Source organism: Asticcacaulis sp. (assembly GCF_035497195.1).
Classification (GTDB): domain Bacteria; phylum Pseudomonadota; class Alphaproteobacteria; order Caulobacterales; family Caulobacteraceae; genus Asticcacaulis.
This window is the reverse complement of the sequence record NZ_DATJDZ010000004.1, coordinates 189,320-204,747: the sequence shown is the minus strand read 5'-3', so window position 1 is coordinate 204,747 and position 15,428 is coordinate 189,320. Positions and strand designations below refer to the sequence as shown.

The window sequence follows — 15,428 nt, the reverse complement described above, 5'->3', positions numbered from 1 at the left end:
TTTGTTTTTTACCGCACTTTTTAGCCCAAAAAGTGCGTCACACTTTTTGGAAAGTGCTCTGGCATGCCCGCTTTACGTTCCCGCACCACCACCTTTGGCCGCAACATGGCGGGCGCACGGGCACTCTGGCGGGCCACCGGCATGAAGGATGGCGATTTTTCCAAGCCGATCATTGCCGTGGTCAATTCGTTCACCCAGTTCGTGCCGGGCCACGTCCACCTGAAGGACCTCGGCCAGCTTGTGGCGCGTGAGATCGAAAAGGCCGGCGGCGTCGCCAAGGAATTCAACACCATCGCGGTTGATGACGGCATCGCCATGGGCCACGGCGGCATGCTCTATTCGCTGCCGTCACGCGACATCATCGCCGACAGCGTCGAATATATGGTCAATGCCCACTGCGCCGACGCCATGGTCTGCATCTCCAACTGCGACAAGATCACACCGGGTATGCTGAATGCCGCCATGCGGCTCAATATCCCGGCTATCTTCGTTTCCGGCGGCCCGATGGAGGCCGGCAAGGTCGTCTGGCCCGATGAGAATGGCGTAGCCAAGACCCACGCGCTTGATCTGGTCGACGCCATGATGCAAGCCGGTGACGACCGCATTTCCGACGAACAAGTCCAAGCCGTCGAAGAAGCCGCCTGCCCGACCTGCGGCTCGTGCTCGGGCATGTTCACCGCCAATTCGATGAACTGCCTGACCGAAGCGCTGGGCCTTTCCTTGCCCGGCAATGGCACCACATTGGCCACCCACTCCGACCGCGAGCGCCTGTTCTGCGAAGCCGGCCGCACCATCGTCGATCTGTGCGAGCGCTGGTATGGCCAGGATGACGCCTCGGTGCTGCCGCGTTCGATCGCCACGAAAGAAGCCTTTGAAAACGCCATGACGCTCGATGTCGCCATGGGCGGCTCGACCAATACGGTGCTGCATATCCTCGCCGCCGCGCAGGAAGCCGGCGTCGATTTCACCATGGCCGATATCGACCGGATTTCGCGGCGCACCCCCTGCATCTGCAAGGTGGCGCCGGCCTCGGCCGATGTCCACGTCGAGGATGTTCACCGCGCCGGCGGCATTGTCGGCATCCTCGGCGAACTGCACCGCGGCGGCCTGATCCACGGCGAACAACCGACCGTTCACAGCCCGTCAATGGCGGCGGCTTTGGCGCACTGGGATATCAAGTCGTCCAACGATTCCTCGGTCGCCGAATTTTTCAAGGCGGCGCCGGGCGGTGTGCGCACCACGCAGGCCTTCTCGCAGTCGAAGCGCTGGGCCGAACTCGATACCGACCGCCAGACCGGCGTGATCCGTTCGGTCGAACACGCCTTCACGCGCGACGGCGGCCTGGCCGTCCTGACCGGCAATATCGCCGAAAAGGGCTGTATCGTGAAGACGGCCGGGGTTGATGAATCGATCTGGAAATTCACCGGCAAGGCGCGCGTGTTTGAATCGCAGGATACGGCGACGACAGCCATTTTGCATAACCAGATCCAGCCGGGCGACGTAGTGGTGATCCGCTACGAAGGCCCCAAGGGCGGTCCCGGTATGCAGGAAATGCTCTACCCGACCACCTATCTGAAATCGAAGGGCCTCGGCAAGGAATGCGCCCTGCTGACCGACGGCCGTTTCTCCGGCGGCACGTCGGGGCTGTCCATCGGCCATGTGTCTCCGGAAGCGGCGGCGGGCGGCCTGATCGCCCTGGTCGAGGATGGGGACACCATCGAGATCGATATCCCCAATCGCGGCATCAAGCTGGCGGTGTCTGAGGCGGTTCTTGAAGAACGCCGTGCGGCTGAAATCGCCCGTGGCAAGGACGCCTATACGCCGAAGAACCGCGAGCGCTATGTCTCGGCGGCGCTTCAGGCCTATGCGGCCCTGGTCACCTCGGCCGATACCGGCGCCGTGCGTGATCTGGGACAGTTGAAGAAATAGCTCTCTTAGAACTCCCCCTGATATTCAGGGGGAGGTGGCGCTCTTGCGCCGGAGGGGGTTATTACCGTCGAATGAGCAAGCTGAAGCAGATTTAACCCCACCCACCCTTCGAACACCCTCCCCTGAAATCAGGGGGAGGTTCTCAGAATGCGATTTCATGCTATCGTGACTCATGGTCAAGCAGCCGAAAATCGCCTTTCCCCGCAAGCTGCGCAAGGATATGTCCCTGCCGGAAATGCTGATCTAAGGACGTCTTCGCAAGAGGCAGGAAGGCGGCCCCATCTTTCGCCGGCAGTATCCCTTCGGGCCATATGTCTTCGATTTTTATTGCGCCAAAATCAATCTGGTCATTGAGATTGACGGCTACCATCATGGCGTCAACGGTCAAGGCGAGCGAGATGAAGCCCGCGACCGTTTCCTAACCGAGCGTGGCTTCGAGGTTCTGCGTATTCCGGCGAGCGATGTTCTGGCCGAACCGGACGAGATCGCCGACGGTATTTACCGGCTCATCCTGGCAAGACAGCAAACTTTGTGACTCGCCTTTTTCGGGGTATGGTTGTACGCATATAGACGCCTTCCCAACACCAGATGGCGCCTATCTGTAGCGTTGCGTTGTGCCGCTATCCTCCCTCAGTACCCCGAACTTACGCTTAATCGCGGCGCGTTTTGCGCTGTCGATCGCCCATGTTTTCACAAACGGAGATAACCATGCGTAAACTCATGCAGTGGGCCGCCGCGCCCGTGCTTGCCGTCGCTCTTTTCACCGCACCGGCCATGGCGGCGGAGAAGCCCCACGTCAGGAATGTCGTGCTCGTCCACGGCGCCTGGGCCGATGGCTCCGGCTGGCAAGGCGTCTACAAACTGCTCGTCGCCAAGGGTTACAAGGTCAGCGTCGTATCGAACGCCGATGAATCCCTGGCCGGTGACGTGGCCGCCACGAAGCGCGTGCTCGACCGTCAGGACGGGCCGGTCATCCTTGTCGGCCATTCCTATGGCGGCGCCATCATTACCGAAGCCGGCAATGATCCAAAGGTCGTCGGTCTCGTCTATATCGCCGCCTTCGCGCCAGACGCCGGCGAATCCATCTTCGGTCTGCTGCCGAAAGACGGTCCGAAACCGCCGATCGAGCCGACTGCCGATGGCCTGGCCTATTTCAACCGCGATGCCTATCTCACGGCTTTCGCGCCGGATGTGCCCAGGGCTGAGGCGGAGTTCATGGCCGATAGCCAGGTGCCGCTCGGCATAGACAAGGCCGGCAGCGCGCCAATCACAACCGCGGCCTGGAAGACGAAGCCGAGCTGGTATCTGGTTTCCAGCAATGATCAGATTATCCCGCCGGCCGCTCAGCGCCAGATGGCCGGTCGCGCCAAATCGACGGTTCAGGAAGTGGCCGGCAGCCATGTGGCTTTCATTTCGCACCCCGATGCGGCAGCCGCCCTTATCGAACAGGCGGCGGAAGCAACCGTGAAATAGGGCTGGCATGAGAATGGCGGCCTGACCGGGCGATAAAAGCGCGCGACAGGCCGTCAATTTGCTGTAGATTTGCCTGACAGATACCAGGAGGGCAGGATGGACAGACGATTTTTGCTAACGGGCGTATTGAGCCTTGGCGCGCTGGGTTTTTCGGACGATGCGTTCGCCAAACTGTCCAATACGGACGCCCAGGCCGGTCTGCGCGCGGCGCTGAAACAGGGCGCGGAGACGGCGGTGACGCATCTCTCCCAGACCAATGGCTACTGGGGCGATCCGCAGATCCGCATTCCCCTGCCGAAGCCTCTGGCCAGCGCGCAAAAGCTGCTGAAACCGCTGGGCCAGTCCGGCCTGTTCGATGACCTGCACCTGCGCATGAACCGCGCCGCCGAAAGCGCCGCGCCTGTGGCGCGCAGCCTGTTCGTCAATGCCATCCAGAGCCTGACGATCAATGACGCCGCCGGCATCATCAAGGGCGGCAACACGGCGGGTACGCTCTATCTGCAAAAGAAGACGACTCCGGCCCTGACGGCCGCCTTCACCCCGCCGATGGAAAACGCCATGCAGGCCAGCGGCGCCGTCGATTATTTCGACCGGGCGATTAAGCGCAGCAACCTGAAAAGCTATTTCCAGACCGACGCCAAGACCTATCTTGGCCAGTACGCCACGGGCCTCGCCCTGCAGGGCCTGTTCATCTTTGTGGGGCGCGAGGAAACCGCCATCCGCCGCGATCCGGCCAGGCGGACGGTGCAGATTCTGAAAACGGTTTTTGGCTGAGTTTAAGCTCGTTTTTCTTCCGACGCAGCCAGATAAACCGGCACATCCGCTTCCGCCATCGGTTTGGCGAAGTAATAGCCCTGCACCAGGCGGCAGCCGAGGTCGCGCAGGGTCGCCAGTTGCGCCTCCGTTTCCACGCCTTCGATAATGCAATCCAGGCCCATATCGGTGCACAGGGCGGTCAGCGATTTGACGATCTTGAGACTGACCGGATTTGAATCGATATCGGTAATGAAACTGCGGTCGACCTTGATCTTATCGAGCGGCAGGCGGTGAACATGGCTCAGGCTCGAATAGCCGGTGCCGAAATCATCGAGCGAAATACCGGCGCCCAGAGTCTTGAAGGTCTGCACGGCGGCCTGCGCCTTTTTGAAGTCGTGCGAGACCGAGGTTTCGGTGATCTCGAAATCGAGGCGTTTCGGATCGATGCGGCTACGGTTGACGATGGCGATGATCTGCACCACGGTCTCGGAATCCGACAGGTCGTGCGCTGACAGATTGAACGACATGCGGATATGCGGTGGCCACTGGGCCAGCGCCGCCAGCGCCTTTTTCAGCAGGGTCTTGGTGACGCCGCGCACCAGGCCGGCGCGTTCGGCGACCGGTATGAAACGGTCGGGCCCCACATTGCCGAGCGTCGGACTTTCCCAGCGTGCCAGGGCTTCGAAAGCCGTCGTCCGGCCGGTGGTGATATCGACGATCGGCTGGAAAACCATCGACAGTTCGGCGTCGAGATCGGCATTCTGCAAGGCCTGCTCGATGACGCTGTGGCTGCGGATCTGCTCCTCATGCTCACTGGAAAAAATAACCATCTGGCCGCGCTGATGGCGCTTGGCGTGATAGAGCGCATAGTCGGCGCGTTCAAACAGGGCTTCCGGATCGGTCGCCGATTGCGGGTAGCCTGCAACGCCGATGGAGGAGCCAAGAAGCGCCTGCGAGCTGCCGACGGGGTAGGGCAGACGGATGATGTCGCTGATCGCCGTGCCGAGCCAGCGCAGTTCATCGCGCGTCGGGTTGCCGGAAACGATAAAGCCGAACTCGTCGCCGCCGAGCCGCGCCAGAATGATATCGTCACCGCAGGCCTGCTTGAGGCGATGCGCGGCTTCCGTCAGCACGCGGTCGCCGGTCATGTGGCCATAGGTGTCGTTGACCGGCTTGAAGCCGTCGAGATCGATGATGCCGATAGCGAAGGCGCCGTTTTTCGTTTTCGCCCGTTCATGCTGCTTGGCCAGTTCGGCGAAGAACCAGCGGCGGTTGGCCAGGCCGGTCAGGCTGTCGAGATTGGCGATACGGAAGTTTTCATCGCCCAACCGGCGGGTTTCGGCCTGGGAGGCCACCAGCTTTTCAAAATCGCGCGAATAGGTCAGCAGAATGACAATCATGGCGCCGGAAACCAGCGCCAGATTGATCGAAATGGCGCGCAGCGAAGCGTGGCCCTCAAAGAAAAAGAACAGGATGAAGGGAATATTGGCGGTCAGGGTGACGCTCAAAGCCGCCGGCCGCAGGTGCATCAGGCAGAAGACGCAGCCAATAACCGTCAGGGCCATGTAGAAAGTGACCTGCCCCTTGGCGTAGGGATCGCCATAAGGATAGAGCATCAACCCCCAGATGGTGAAGGCGAAGGTCAGGATGGCGGCCAGTTGTGCGGTGTTCCGCGTATGCTTCACCACATGGGTGTCGTCAAAAACCATATGGCGGTTGTTCCACCACCACAGGCATCGGACAAGGCAAAACGCGCACAGGCTGGACGGCAGATAGATTGAGAGCCAGGCGGGGGCGAGGGGCGCGAAGGTCCAGGCGGCGGCCAGGGTATTGGTGCACAGGATGAAATAGAGCAGCGGAATCTGTTTGGAAAAGGCGGCGAACTGCGCCCGTACCAGGGGCATGTTTTCAACGGGGATGCGGAACAGCCCGACGATGGATTCCAGTTGGGACTTTTTAAACAACAACGCTTGCACCTGCCTCTTCGGCACGCCGCCGATGGCCCCCGCTGCCTTATGCAGCTTCGTTTACAGGCACGATAGCGCAGTAATATGTATAATCAGTTAGTACCGGGAGCGGATTGCACCGCGCGGAGCGGCGCCTGGGCATTGCAGATATCGACCGCGCCGGCCGGCTTGACGAAAAACGCGCCGGAGCGATTGGCGCGGGCCTGAACCCAGGCGGCGAAGGCCGGGCTGTCGCTGTCCAGCACCTGAAAGGCCGGGCGTGCATCTGCCGGCAGGTCCGAGGCCATCTGCGTCGAGACAATCTTTATGCGCTGGCTGTCATCCTTGTAGAAACCGAGGTCTTCGGTGCCGCGCGGCCGGTCGGTCAGGAATTCCATGCCGCCAATCACGCGCCCGACCACGGCGAGGTTGCGGTCAAGATGACGTGGCGCATGGCCAATCACGGTATAAAGTTGCGTGCCGGAGCCGGTATCGGGCGCCACATCGCGCGCCACGCCGATCATGCCGTAACAATGGATCAGCCAGGCGGAATGACCGTCGCTCGCCACCGGCCATGACTTTGCGTGGCCAACCTGTTCGGCATAGGCGTCACGAAAGGGCAGGGGCTTGAAACGGGCGGGCGGCGTGAATTCATATTCCGCCGGCGGGGTGGCGTTGATGCCCCTGGCTTCGGTCTTGTCCTCGTCCGGACGGCCCCATTGCACGACATAGGCGTCCTGAACGCGCAGAATCGCGGCGCCGTCGAAATAGCCGGAGCGCACGAGTTGACGGATATTGGCGACGTGAACCGGCGCGAAATCGGGCGCCAGTTGATAATCGATTTTGCGGCCGTCGGCCAGGGTCATCACCACCAGGTCTTCGGCAGGAACAGTCATCCAGGCGCTGGCCGGGGCGGCATCGAGCACTTCCTGCGGCGAGGCCAAAACGCCAGATTGCGTGGTGCTGCCCTGCTGGGTGATAGGGGCCGCGCCGATGAGGAAGAGGGCGGCGGTGCCGGTCAGGAGCAGGCGCTTGAACATGGAAGGTCTCCAATCTGTTTCCAGCGAGACTACCTGTGGGATGAGATCGCGCAAGCAAAATAAAATCTTAACCACGTCTGTTCACCGCGTTTTCGCAACCCCCGCTTTAGGATGCCGGCATCAAATGATGGAGTTCCCCTTGCTGTCCCAGATGTCCCGCGCTGCCAAAATGACCTGGCTTGTCCGTACCTGCCTGGTGATCCTGACTGTGACCATCGCCATACTGGTCTTCGGGCCGTTCGGTGGTCTGGAACAAAAGGTCGGCTTTAGTGACAAGGAAGCGCACGTTCTGGCCTTCTACGCCCTGACCGGTATGGGGCTGCTGGCCTTTCCAAAGATTCGTAAATGGGATGTGGCCCTGGTGTGCCTGGCGCTTGGCGGCGTCATCGAGGTGGTGCAGGCCATGGTGGGGCGTGACGGCAATGTGCCTGACTGGCTGGCCGATGGTTTGGGCGTGTCGCTGGTTATGGCGCCGCTGGTCATGCAGTCGATGCGCCGGGCGATGCAGGGCGACCGCCCGTCACGTCGCCAGAGCGATCGTGCGAAGGTCGCGGCGGCCAAGGCCAAACCGCTGATTTAAAATTCGCCTGATAGAGATATGAGCGGCGCCGGTAATTTTATTCCGGCGCCGTTTTTTGTCGGATCTATTCGACGTAATTGCTGTCGATGGAGGCGAAGACGATGCCGGGCTTTTCGACCTGAGCCAGGGTAACCGCGCCGGCCGCGTCGACAACCGCCTGGCCCTCAACGGCATAGGCCGTTTTTTCCGCCAGATAATTATAGGTAAAATAGGTCTTCACGACGCCATGGCTGACCTGGCAGCCCTCGATCTTGATCAGGCGCTTGCTCTGGGCGGGCGCCGTGTCGCGGATACGTTCGGAGAGGCTGTCGGCGATCTGGCGACCGGCCATTTCTTCCTGGGCCGTGGCGCACTTCTGTGACGACGGATTGGAGAAGCTGCCTTCGGCAAAGGCGGGGGCGGAGATTGCGGATACAGCCAGCAGCGCGGCGCCGGCGAGAAGGGAAACGGATTTCATCATGGGACACACTCACAAAGTTGGGGGTTGCGATTTATAAGGCGTCACGGCCGGAGGAGCGGCCTGTGACATACCGAGGCTGCACCATAATGACAGCGCTGTCATTAATTAATTTTGCATTGCAACATTTTGTGATTTATGTAGATATTCTAAGGAAACATGTCGTCCGCGAATTGCGCCCAGAAAGGTATCGGTTTGAGTTTGGCCGATACAGGAACTGTAACCGGCAGATGGCTTTCCCGACCGATATACTCGTGAAGATTAGTGCCGTAATAAATGATGTCTGATTGATAAACAGAGAAGACTGGATTGTCTGCTTCTTCGGGATAAGCGGGCAGATATCTGTGTCCGCATAAAGGAATTAGCTTAGGCGCGTCATCAACAATTTCTTTCAGTCTTCCCGCACGTCCCGCCTCTGTTAGGGGTCTGCTTCCCCAATCAGGAAGCCACAGATTGGCATTTTCTACGTCAAATAACAGACCTTCATAGGGCCACCGCAGCATGGTTCTGATGGCTTCATTGTCCGTCCGCCAATTATAGTCCAGAAGCGGGTGTCGCTCGCTTAGAAAGGTGATGAGATCAGGCGAGAAGACGATGTCGTACATATCCTGCGCAAGATCCAGTTCCTTCGGCGTATAAGCATCGAACCATTCGACCTTCATTTCTGCCTCGCCTTTAATTTAAGCCCGTTCACTTTTCAGGGGGCGCGACAACAGGGCCTCGATAGCGCGGGAGACATCCATATCGCCGGACAGGACGGCATTGACGGCCTCGCAGATCGGCAGTTCGACCTTGTGCTTGCGGCCGAGATCGACCACGGCGGGCGCTGATTGCACGCCTTCGGCCACCGATACCTTGCCTTCGAGGAACTGCGCCAGGGTCTGGCCCTGCCCCAGCGCCAGCCCCACGCTCATATTGCGCGATTGCGGCGAGGAACAGGTCAGCACCAGATCGCCCAGCCCGCAGAGGCCGGACATGGTCTCGAAACGGGCGCCAAGCGCCATCGCCATGCGTGACATTTCGGCGAAGCCGCGGGTGATCAGGGCGGCATGGGCATTCCGGCCCAGGCCCTTGCCTTCGGCGATGCCGCAAGCGATGGCGATGACGTTCTTGATAGCGCCACCGGCCTCGGCGCCGATCAGGTCGGTTGACTGATAGGGGCGGAAGGTCGGACCGGCCAGGGTGGCGGCGATGCGCGCGCCCAGGGCTTCGTCCTTGCAGGCGATGGTGACGGCGGAAGGCAGACCCATCGCCACTTCTTTTGCGAAGTTGGGACCGGCCAGGACGCCGGCGGCGGCTTCGGGCAGGACGGCTTCCAGCACCTCGGTCATCAGGGCGTCGCTGCCGCGCTCGACCCCCTTGGCGCACAGGACGATCGGCAGGCCTTCGCGGACATATGGCTTGAAGGCGGTCAGGGTGGCGCGCATGAACTGCGCCGGCGGCACGGCCAGGATCAGGTCGCACGCCGCCAGGTCGGCGAAATCGCTGGTGGCGGTGATATCGGCGGAAAGCCTTACGCCGCCGAGATAGAGGCTGTTTTCGTGGCTGTTATTGATCGACGCGACGACCTCGGCCTCGCGGGCATGGAGGATGACCTTATTGCCGCCGAGCGTGGAGACCTGCGCCAGGGCGGTGCCCCAGGCGCCGGCGCCGATCACGCCGACCTTGCTAAAAGTTTGAACGGTCACGCTTTCGCTCCCTTGCGGCCAGCATATTTATGGATCGGCGCGTTGGCGGCGCTCGCTTCATCGAGCGGCCAGCGCGGCCGCGCGATGGTGCCCATGCTAGAAGTGGTATCAGGAAGCGCACCCTTGCCCAGCTTTTCATAATGTTCAAGCCCCGCCAGCGCGATCATGGCGGCATTATCGGTGCAGTATTTCAGCGGCGGCGCTTTCAGCACGAAGCCGTTCTTTTCCGCCGTGGTGGTCAGGGCCGTCCGCAGAGCCTGATTGGCCGCCACCCCGCCGGCCACCACAAAGGCCGGAGTGGCCACGTCATTTTGGTCTATGAATAGCTTCATGGCGCGGTCGGAGCGCTCGACCAGTTGGCGGGCAATCGCCGCCTGCACCCCCGCACAAAGATCGGCTCGGTCCTGCTCCGTCTTCACCTCGGCATGGGCGATCAGGGCCGCAGCGGTCTTGAGGCCGGAGAACGAAAAGTCGCAGTCCTTGCGGCCCAACAGGGCGCGCGGCAGGGTAAAGCGGCTGGCGTCGCCGGTTTTGGCGCAGACTTCCAGCGCCGGGCCACCGGGATAGCCGAGCCCCAGCACCTTGGCGATCTTGTCGAAGGCCTCGCCGGCGGCATCATCGATCGTGGTGCCGAGGCGTTCGTAGTCGCCGACGCCCTTGACGCTCAGAAGCTGGCAATGGCCGCCGGAAATCAGCAGCAGCAGGAAGGGAAACGCCACATCTTCAGTCAGGCGGGCAGAAAGCGCATGGCCTTCGAGATGGTTGATGCCGATCAGCGGTAAATCGCGCGCCAGGGCAAACCCCTTGGCGAAGGAAAGCCCCACCATCACGCCGCCGATCAGGCCGGGTCCGGAGGTGGCAGCGACGAGATCAAGCGCTGGCTGCCCGGCCTCATCCAGCGCCTGCCGGGCGAGGGCATCGATGGTTTCGACATGCGAGCGTGCGGCGATTTCCGGTACCACGCCGCCGAACGCCTTGTGTTGCATGACCTGTGAATGGATCGCTGACGACAGGATATGCGTGCCCGCGTCGTCACGGCGCACCACCGCCACGGCGGTTTCGTCGCAACTCGATTCGATACCCAGAACGGTCAGGCTTGGTGACATAACAACCTTTGCGAGATACCCCACCACCCCGCCCTTCGGGCGCGGTTCCGCAGCGCTAGATGCGGTGGTGGGGTTTCTTACTTTTCAAAAGAACAACAGAACGATTGTTCCTAACACCCCGTCATATGGTCGCGCGTCAAGTCTTTTGCATTGATCCTGTGCGACAAAGTGATAGTGAGGGCATATGAGCAAGCTGAAAATTGGCACCCGCGGATCGAAACTGGCCCTGACCCAATGCGGCTGGGTGCAAAGGCAGATCGTGGCCGCGATGGGCGAAGACCCGGCAAACGCTGATGCCATCGCGCCCCTGACCGTCATCACCACTCAGGGCGACCGCATCCAGGACCGCCGCCTGATCGAGGCCGGCGGCAAGCAGCTTTTTACCAAGGAAATCGAGGACGCGCTTTTACGTGGCGATATCGATGTCGCCGTCCATTCGCTGAAAGATATGCCGGCCGCTGAAATTCCCGGCCTGTCGGTCTGCGTCATTCCGCTGCGCGAAGACCCGCGTGACGCCTTTATCAGCCTGAAATATGCGCGCGTCGAGGATATGCCCGCCGGCGCCAAACTCGGCACGGCCAGTCTGCGGCGTCAGGCGCAGATGCTGAGCATCCGGCCCGATCTCGAAATCGTCATGATTCGCGGCAATGTCGATACGCGCCTGGCCAAGCTGGCCGCCGGTGACTGCGACGCCATGCTGCTGGCGGCGGCGGGCCTGAACCGCATGGGTTTGAGCGGGCATATCCGCTCCTATATCGATGCCAATATCCATGCCTCGGCCCCCGGTCAGGGCGCGCTGGCCGTGCAGTGCCGCACAACGGATTTGGGCGCTGACTGGATGCGCAAGCTGCACCATGAGCCGACCTTCCTCGCCGTCCAGGCCGAACGCGGGGCGCTTGAAGCGCTGGAGGCTTCCTGCCGTACGGCGGTGGGCGCCTATGCGAAGATTGATGGCGATGTGATGTCGCTGTTTGTCGAGGCCCTGAGCGCGGATGGCAAGACGCGCTGGCAGAGGCGGGAAACCCTGATCCATCCGAATGCCCTGAGCGCGCGCAATCTCGGCCTGCGGCTGGGTATCGAGATCAAGGTCGAAGCCGGGCCTGACCTCATCCAGATAGGCGGCTAGGATGACTGAGTTGGCGCCGCTCGTCTGGGTCACACGCACCCCCGAAGGGGCCAGGCGGACAGCGCGCGCGATTGAGGCCAGGGGTTACCAGACGATTGTCGCGCCGGTGCTGAAGATACAGGCGTTGAAACCGATCATCGATCCGCACAGTTTCGACGCCGTTATCCTGACCAGTCGCAACGGCCTGAACGCCTTCTGCGCCCTGTGCAGCCGCCGCGCCCTGACCGCCTGGTGCGTCGGCGATTCGACCGCCGCCGCCGCCCGTGAGAAGAAATTCCAGCAGGTGATCAGCGCCGGCAGTGACGGCAAGGCGTTGATCGCGCTGATCCGCCAGACCGCTGACCGGCACAGCCGCCTGTTCTATGCCGCGCCGGCCGAACCGGCGGCGGCGCTCGGTAACGCCTTGCGCGCCGATGGTTTCCAGGTCAGCGAGGCGGCGGTTTACGAGACGCAGTTCGTGGTGCCGCGTTTCAATCCGGCCGATCTGCCGCGCATCAGCCATATCCTGATCCAGTCGCCTAAGGCCGGCCGCGCCGTCGCCGAAACCTTGATCGACTATCACGATAAACTTTGCTTCCCCAATCTGCGCTTTATCTGTATTTCTGAAGCGGCATGGCAGGGCGTAGAGACAGGTTTGCGCAATAGCGCAGCGCCGGAGATCAGGCAGGCCATCGCGGCGGGTCTGGACCGGCGCATTGCCGCTACCCCGGATGAAGCTGCCATGCTGAGGCTATTAGATACGGACGGATGATATGAGCGACCCACTGAATACCAGCGATATCAATACAGACGCTCAAGATTGGGCCGATCCGAAAACCACAAATATCGCCCGCCTGATGGCTTTCTTCATCCTGCCGTCGATATTCGTTCTGATCGCCATTTTCGCCATCTTCTGGGGGCTGACGCACCAGAAAAAACCGGTTGCGACGGTCTCGCCCGTTGCCGCCGTCAGTGCGCCCGCTGTCACCGACAAGGACGCCCAGATCGCGCAATTGCAAGGCCAGTTACTCGCCCTGCAAAGCCAGGTTCATCCGGCCGAAGGCGCTGCCGTCGTGCCGGCGCAGCCCTATTATGCCCCCGATCCGACCGCCCTGGCGCAACTGTCCGCCCGCCTTGATCGCGTCGAGGCCGCCCAGCGCGACCTGGTGAAGGCCACATCCGCCGCCTATGCCGCGCGCAGCCTGCAACTGGCGGCGAAAAACCAGCAGCCGTTCCTGTCGGAACTGGCCGTGGTCGAGCCGGCGCTGAATGATCCGGCCGTGGCCGCCACCCTGCGTCCCTATGCCGAAAAGGGCGTGCCGAGCGAAATTGCCCTGGCCGTCACTTTCCCCTCCATCGCCGCGCGCGCCAATATCGCCGCCAAGGCCGATGACGGCAAGGACGGTATCCTCGACAAGATCCGCCACGCCATTGGCGGCTTTATCTCGGTGCGCCGCATCGGCAATCCCGGCGGGCAGGGAGCGGAAGCCATCCTCGAACGCGCCGAAATCCGCCTCAATGGCGGCGATCTCAAGGGCGCCGTCGCCTATCTCGATACGCTGTCGCCCTCGGCGCAAAAGGCCTTGTCGCCCTGGCTCGAACAAGCGCGCGCCCGCGTGCTTGTCGATGACACCACCCGCCGCATTTCGGAAACCGCGCTCAACCACCTGAGCCAGATGACCAACGCCAGCACAGCGCCGCTCAATAACGGGGGCGTGCTGTGATCCGGACCGTTCTTATCCTGCTGGGGATCACCGCCCTGGTCGCCCTCGCCATCGCGGGCATCAGCGACGCCGGACAGGCCTCTCTGGTCTGGCTTGGCTACCGCGTCGATACCTCGGCGTCGGCGGCGGTGATCATTGTCGGCATCATGGCTTTCTGCGCCGTCACCTTCTGGAACATCGCCCTGTGGCTGTCACGCTCGCCGCAGCGCGCCGAACGCGCCCGCGCCAGCGCCCGCCGCAAACAGGGTGACGAAACCCTGACCAAGGGCTTTCTGGCCGTGGCCAGCGGTGATGGCGCCGATGCCCGCCGCCTGGCTGCCAAGGCGCTCGATGTCTGCGATAATATCGCGCTGGTCCGTATCCTGACGGCTATGGCCGCCGAACAATCCGGTGACGATGTGGCGACCAAAACCGCCTATTCGGCCATGCTCAATGTGCCCGAACTGAAACTCGCCGGTTTGAAGGGCCTGATGCAACTGGCCAAAAGTCAGGGTGAAAAGGCCGAGGCCGTCAAACTGGCCGGCGAGGCCTACAATCAGCCCAAGCCCGCCATGTGGGCCTTCGAGACCCTGTTCGAGGCGCGCCTCGAAGCGGGGGAATGGGCCGAGGCGCTCGATCTGATCGATGGCGCGCTAAATCGCAAGCTGATCTCGCCGATTGTCTCGGAGCGCGCCAAGGCATCCTTGATGGCCGCCTCCGCCGCGCGTCTGGAAACCTCGGACGACGCTCAAGAGCGCGACCAGGCGCTCGATTACGCCCAGCGCGCCGCCAAGCTGCAACCCGCCTTCACGCCGGCGGCCATCATCGCCGCGCGCCTGCTCGGCAAGGCGGGAAAGATGGGCCGCGCCGAGGATGTGCTCGAGGCCGCCTGGGGCGCCCAGCCGCATCCGGCTATCTGGCTGACCTACCGCGATATCGTTTCCAATGAGACGCCAAAGGAACGCGCGCGCCGGCTGCAAGGCCTGATTGACCGCAACAAGACGCACCGCGAAAGCCGGATGCTGCAACTGGAACGCGCCCTTTTGATCGGCTCGAAACCCGACATCACCGCCGCCATGACGGCCCTGGCCGATGATGCGGCCGAGGACAGACTGACCAAACGGGTCAGCGGCCTGATGTCGCGCGGGGCGCAGGCGTTGGGTGATCTCGATACTGCCCGCACCTGGGTGGCGCAGGCCGCCCTGGCCAAGGGCGAGCCGGAATGGTCGGATATCGATGCCGAGGCCAATGCTTTTGCTTATAGCGCCTCGGACTGGAGCGACCTGATCCTGACCTTCGCGCGCAACGCCACCCTGGCCCATCCGCGCTATGAACGCGGCGAAAAGGGCCTGCCGGAAGTGCCGGAACTGTCGTCGCGCTATGTGCCGTCGATGCCGTTCATCAAGGCGACCCGCAAGAGCGCGACCGGCCGGGTCAATCCGATTCCGCAGCCGGACGATCCCGGCGATTACGATACGGCGATCAGCGGTCAGGACCTTGATGTCATTGAAGCTGTGCCGGTCAAGCCTTCTCGCGCCCGTCGTGCGGCGCCGCGCGCGAAGAAATAGCGATTAGACCCTTGGCAAGGCGCGCGGAGATGTGTAATGAACGCGCCTGCTCGCGCGCCAACGGCCGTGAGATTGTT

The 15,428-nt window shown here is 62.0% G+C and carries 16 protein-coding genes; 9 read left to right on the top strand and 7 right to left on the bottom strand.

Annotation, left to right across the window (positions count from 1 at the left end; genetic code table 11):
- Positions 1-63 precede the first annotated feature (63 nt).
- Positions 64-1,929 carry a dihydroxy-acid dehydratase gene (gene ilvD, locus VL130_RS01755; protein ID WP_325360474.1) on the top strand — a complete coding sequence of 622 codons (1,866 nt, stop codon included), beginning with the start codon at positions 64-66 and terminating at the stop codon, positions 1,927-1,929.
- A 160-nt stretch (positions 1,930-2,089) separates the two neighbouring features.
- Here ilvD and VL130_RS01750 read toward each other — a convergent pair whose 3' ends face one another.
- Positions 2,090-2,317 (bottom strand): hypothetical protein, encoded by a 228-nt coding sequence (locus VL130_RS01750; protein WP_325360472.1) that lies wholly within the window; start codon positions 2,315-2,317, stop codon positions 2,090-2,092.
- On the opposite strand from VL130_RS01750, the gene VL130_RS01745 reads away from it, so the two are divergent.
- The 3 genes from VL130_RS01745 (at position 2,210) to VL130_RS01735 (ending at position 4,176) form a co-directional block, all read left to right on the top strand.
- Positions 2,210-2,464: an endonuclease domain-containing protein gene (locus VL130_RS01745; protein WP_325360613.1), complete on the top strand. Its 255-nt coding sequence runs from the start codon at positions 2,210-2,212 to the stop codon at positions 2,462-2,464. The genes VL130_RS01750 and VL130_RS01745 overlap by 108 nt on opposite strands.
- Before the next feature lie 173 nt (positions 2,465-2,637).
- Entirely contained in the window at positions 2,638-3,402 is a 765-nt protein-coding gene (locus VL130_RS01740; RefSeq protein ID WP_325360468.1) for an alpha/beta hydrolase, read from the top strand.
- A 96-nt stretch (positions 3,403-3,498) separates the two neighbouring features.
- Positions 3,499-4,176, top strand: coding sequence for a DUF4197 domain-containing protein (locus tag VL130_RS01735; protein WP_325360466.1), 678 nt, complete (start codon positions 3,499-3,501; stop codon positions 4,174-4,176).
- Positions 4,177-4,178: 2 nt separating this feature from the next.
- Here VL130_RS01735 and VL130_RS01730 read toward each other — a convergent pair whose 3' ends face one another.
- Complete coding sequence (locus tag VL130_RS01730; RefSeq protein WP_325360464.1) at positions 4,179-6,122, bottom strand: putative bifunctional diguanylate cyclase/phosphodiesterase; 1,944 nt, start codon at positions 6,120-6,122, stop codon at positions 4,179-4,181.
- A gap of 95 nt (positions 6,123-6,217) precedes the next feature.
- On the bottom strand, positions 6,218-7,144 hold the full coding sequence (locus VL130_RS01725; protein WP_325360462.1) for a peptidylprolyl isomerase: 927 nt from the start codon (positions 7,142-7,144) through the stop codon (positions 6,218-6,220).
- A gap of 124 nt (positions 7,145-7,268) precedes the next feature.
- Between VL130_RS01725 and VL130_RS01720 the strand changes: the two genes are divergently transcribed.
- Positions 7,269-7,724 (top strand): VanZ family protein, encoded by a 456-nt coding sequence (locus VL130_RS01720; protein ID WP_325360460.1) that lies wholly within the window; start codon positions 7,269-7,271, stop codon positions 7,722-7,724.
- 64 nt (positions 7,725-7,788) lie between these two features.
- Here the strand turns inward: VL130_RS01720 and VL130_RS01715 are convergent, their stop codons facing one another.
- The 4 genes from VL130_RS01715 to tsaD all read right to left on the bottom strand — a co-directional run bounded on the left by VL130_RS01715 (position 7,789) and on the right by tsaD (position 10,975).
- Positions 7,789-8,184: a hypothetical protein gene (locus tag VL130_RS01715; protein ID WP_325360458.1), complete on the bottom strand. Its 396-nt coding sequence runs from the start codon at positions 8,182-8,184 to the stop codon at positions 7,789-7,791.
- Positions 8,185-8,330: 146 nt separating this feature from the next.
- Positions 8,331-8,843: an SMI1/KNR4 family protein gene (locus VL130_RS01710; protein WP_325360456.1), complete on the bottom strand. Its 513-nt coding sequence runs from the start codon at positions 8,841-8,843 to the stop codon at positions 8,331-8,333.
- An 18-nt stretch (positions 8,844-8,861) separates the two neighbouring features.
- Positions 8,862-9,869 carry an NAD(P)H-dependent glycerol-3-phosphate dehydrogenase gene (locus tag VL130_RS01705; protein WP_325360454.1) on the bottom strand — a complete coding sequence of 336 codons (1,008 nt, stop codon included), beginning with the start codon at positions 9,867-9,869 and terminating at the stop codon, positions 8,862-8,864.
- On the bottom strand, positions 9,866-10,975 hold the full coding sequence (gene tsaD / locus VL130_RS01700; RefSeq protein WP_325360452.1) for a tRNA (adenosine(37)-N6)-threonylcarbamoyltransferase complex transferase subunit TsaD: 1,110 nt from the start codon (positions 10,973-10,975) through the stop codon (positions 9,866-9,868). Before tsaD ends, VL130_RS01705 begins: the two co-directional genes overlap by 4 nt.
- Before the next feature lie 184 nt (positions 10,976-11,159).
- Here tsaD and hemC point away from each other — a divergent pair, with 184 nt between their 5' ends.
- From hemC to VL130_RS01680, 4 genes are read left to right on the top strand one after another with little or no spacing between them, the layout of a single operon-like run.
- Positions 11,160-12,101: a hydroxymethylbilane synthase gene (gene hemC / locus VL130_RS01695; RefSeq protein WP_325360450.1), complete on the top strand. Its 942-nt coding sequence runs from the start codon at positions 11,160-11,162 to the stop codon at positions 12,099-12,101.
- A 1-nt stretch (position 12,102) separates the two neighbouring features.
- On the top strand, positions 12,103-12,852 hold the full coding sequence (locus tag VL130_RS01690) for a uroporphyrinogen-III synthase (protein WP_325360448.1): 750 nt from the start codon (positions 12,103-12,105) through the stop codon (positions 12,850-12,852).
- A 1-nt stretch (position 12,853) separates the two neighbouring features.
- Positions 12,854-13,804 (top strand): COG4223 family protein, encoded by a 951-nt coding sequence (locus tag VL130_RS01685; protein WP_325360446.1) that lies wholly within the window; start codon positions 12,854-12,856, stop codon positions 13,802-13,804.
- The gene (locus VL130_RS01680; protein ID WP_325360444.1) at positions 13,801-15,351 is read left to right on the top strand and encodes a heme biosynthesis protein HemY; all 1,551 of its coding nucleotides are present in this window, start codon (positions 13,801-13,803) and stop codon (positions 15,349-15,351) included. Before VL130_RS01685 ends, VL130_RS01680 begins: the two co-directional genes overlap by 4 nt.
- The last annotated feature ends 77 nt before the right edge of the window (positions 15,352-15,428 follow it).

Coding starts and splice junctions, on each gene's coding strand:
- ilvD (WP_325360474.1), top strand. CDS start 64: ATGCCCGCTTTACGTTCCCGCACCACCACCTTTGGCCGCAACATGGCG.
- VL130_RS01740 (WP_325360468.1), top strand. CDS start 2,638: ATGCGTAAACTCATGCAGTGGGCCGCCGCGCCCGTGCTTGCCGTCGCT.
- VL130_RS01735 (WP_325360466.1), top strand. CDS start 3,499: ATGGACAGACGATTTTTGCTAACGGGCGTATTGAGCCTTGGCGCGCTG.
- VL130_RS01725 (WP_325360462.1), bottom strand. CDS start 7,144: ATGTTCAAGCGCCTGCTCCTGACCGGCACCGCCGCCCTCTTCCTCATC.
- VL130_RS01720 (WP_325360460.1), top strand. CDS start 7,269: ATGATGGAGTTCCCCTTGCTGTCCCAGATGTCCCGCGCTGCCAAAATG.
- VL130_RS01715 (WP_325360458.1), bottom strand. CDS start 8,184: ATGATGAAATCCGTTTCCCTTCTCGCCGGCGCCGCGCTGCTGGCTGTA.
- VL130_RS01710 (WP_325360456.1), bottom strand. CDS start 8,843: ATGAAGGTCGAATGGTTCGATGCTTATACGCCGAAGGAACTGGATCTT.
- tsaD (WP_325360452.1), bottom strand. CDS start 10,975: ATGTCACCAAGCCTGACCGTTCTGGGTATCGAATCGAGTTGCGACGAA.
- hemC (WP_325360450.1), top strand. CDS start 11,160: ATGAGCAAGCTGAAAATTGGCACCCGCGGATCGAAACTGGCCCTGACC.
- VL130_RS01690 (WP_325360448.1), top strand. CDS start 12,103: ATGACTGAGTTGGCGCCGCTCGTCTGGGTCACACGCACCCCCGAAGGG.
- VL130_RS01685 (WP_325360446.1), top strand. CDS start 12,854: ATGAGCGACCCACTGAATACCAGCGATATCAATACAGACGCTCAAGAT.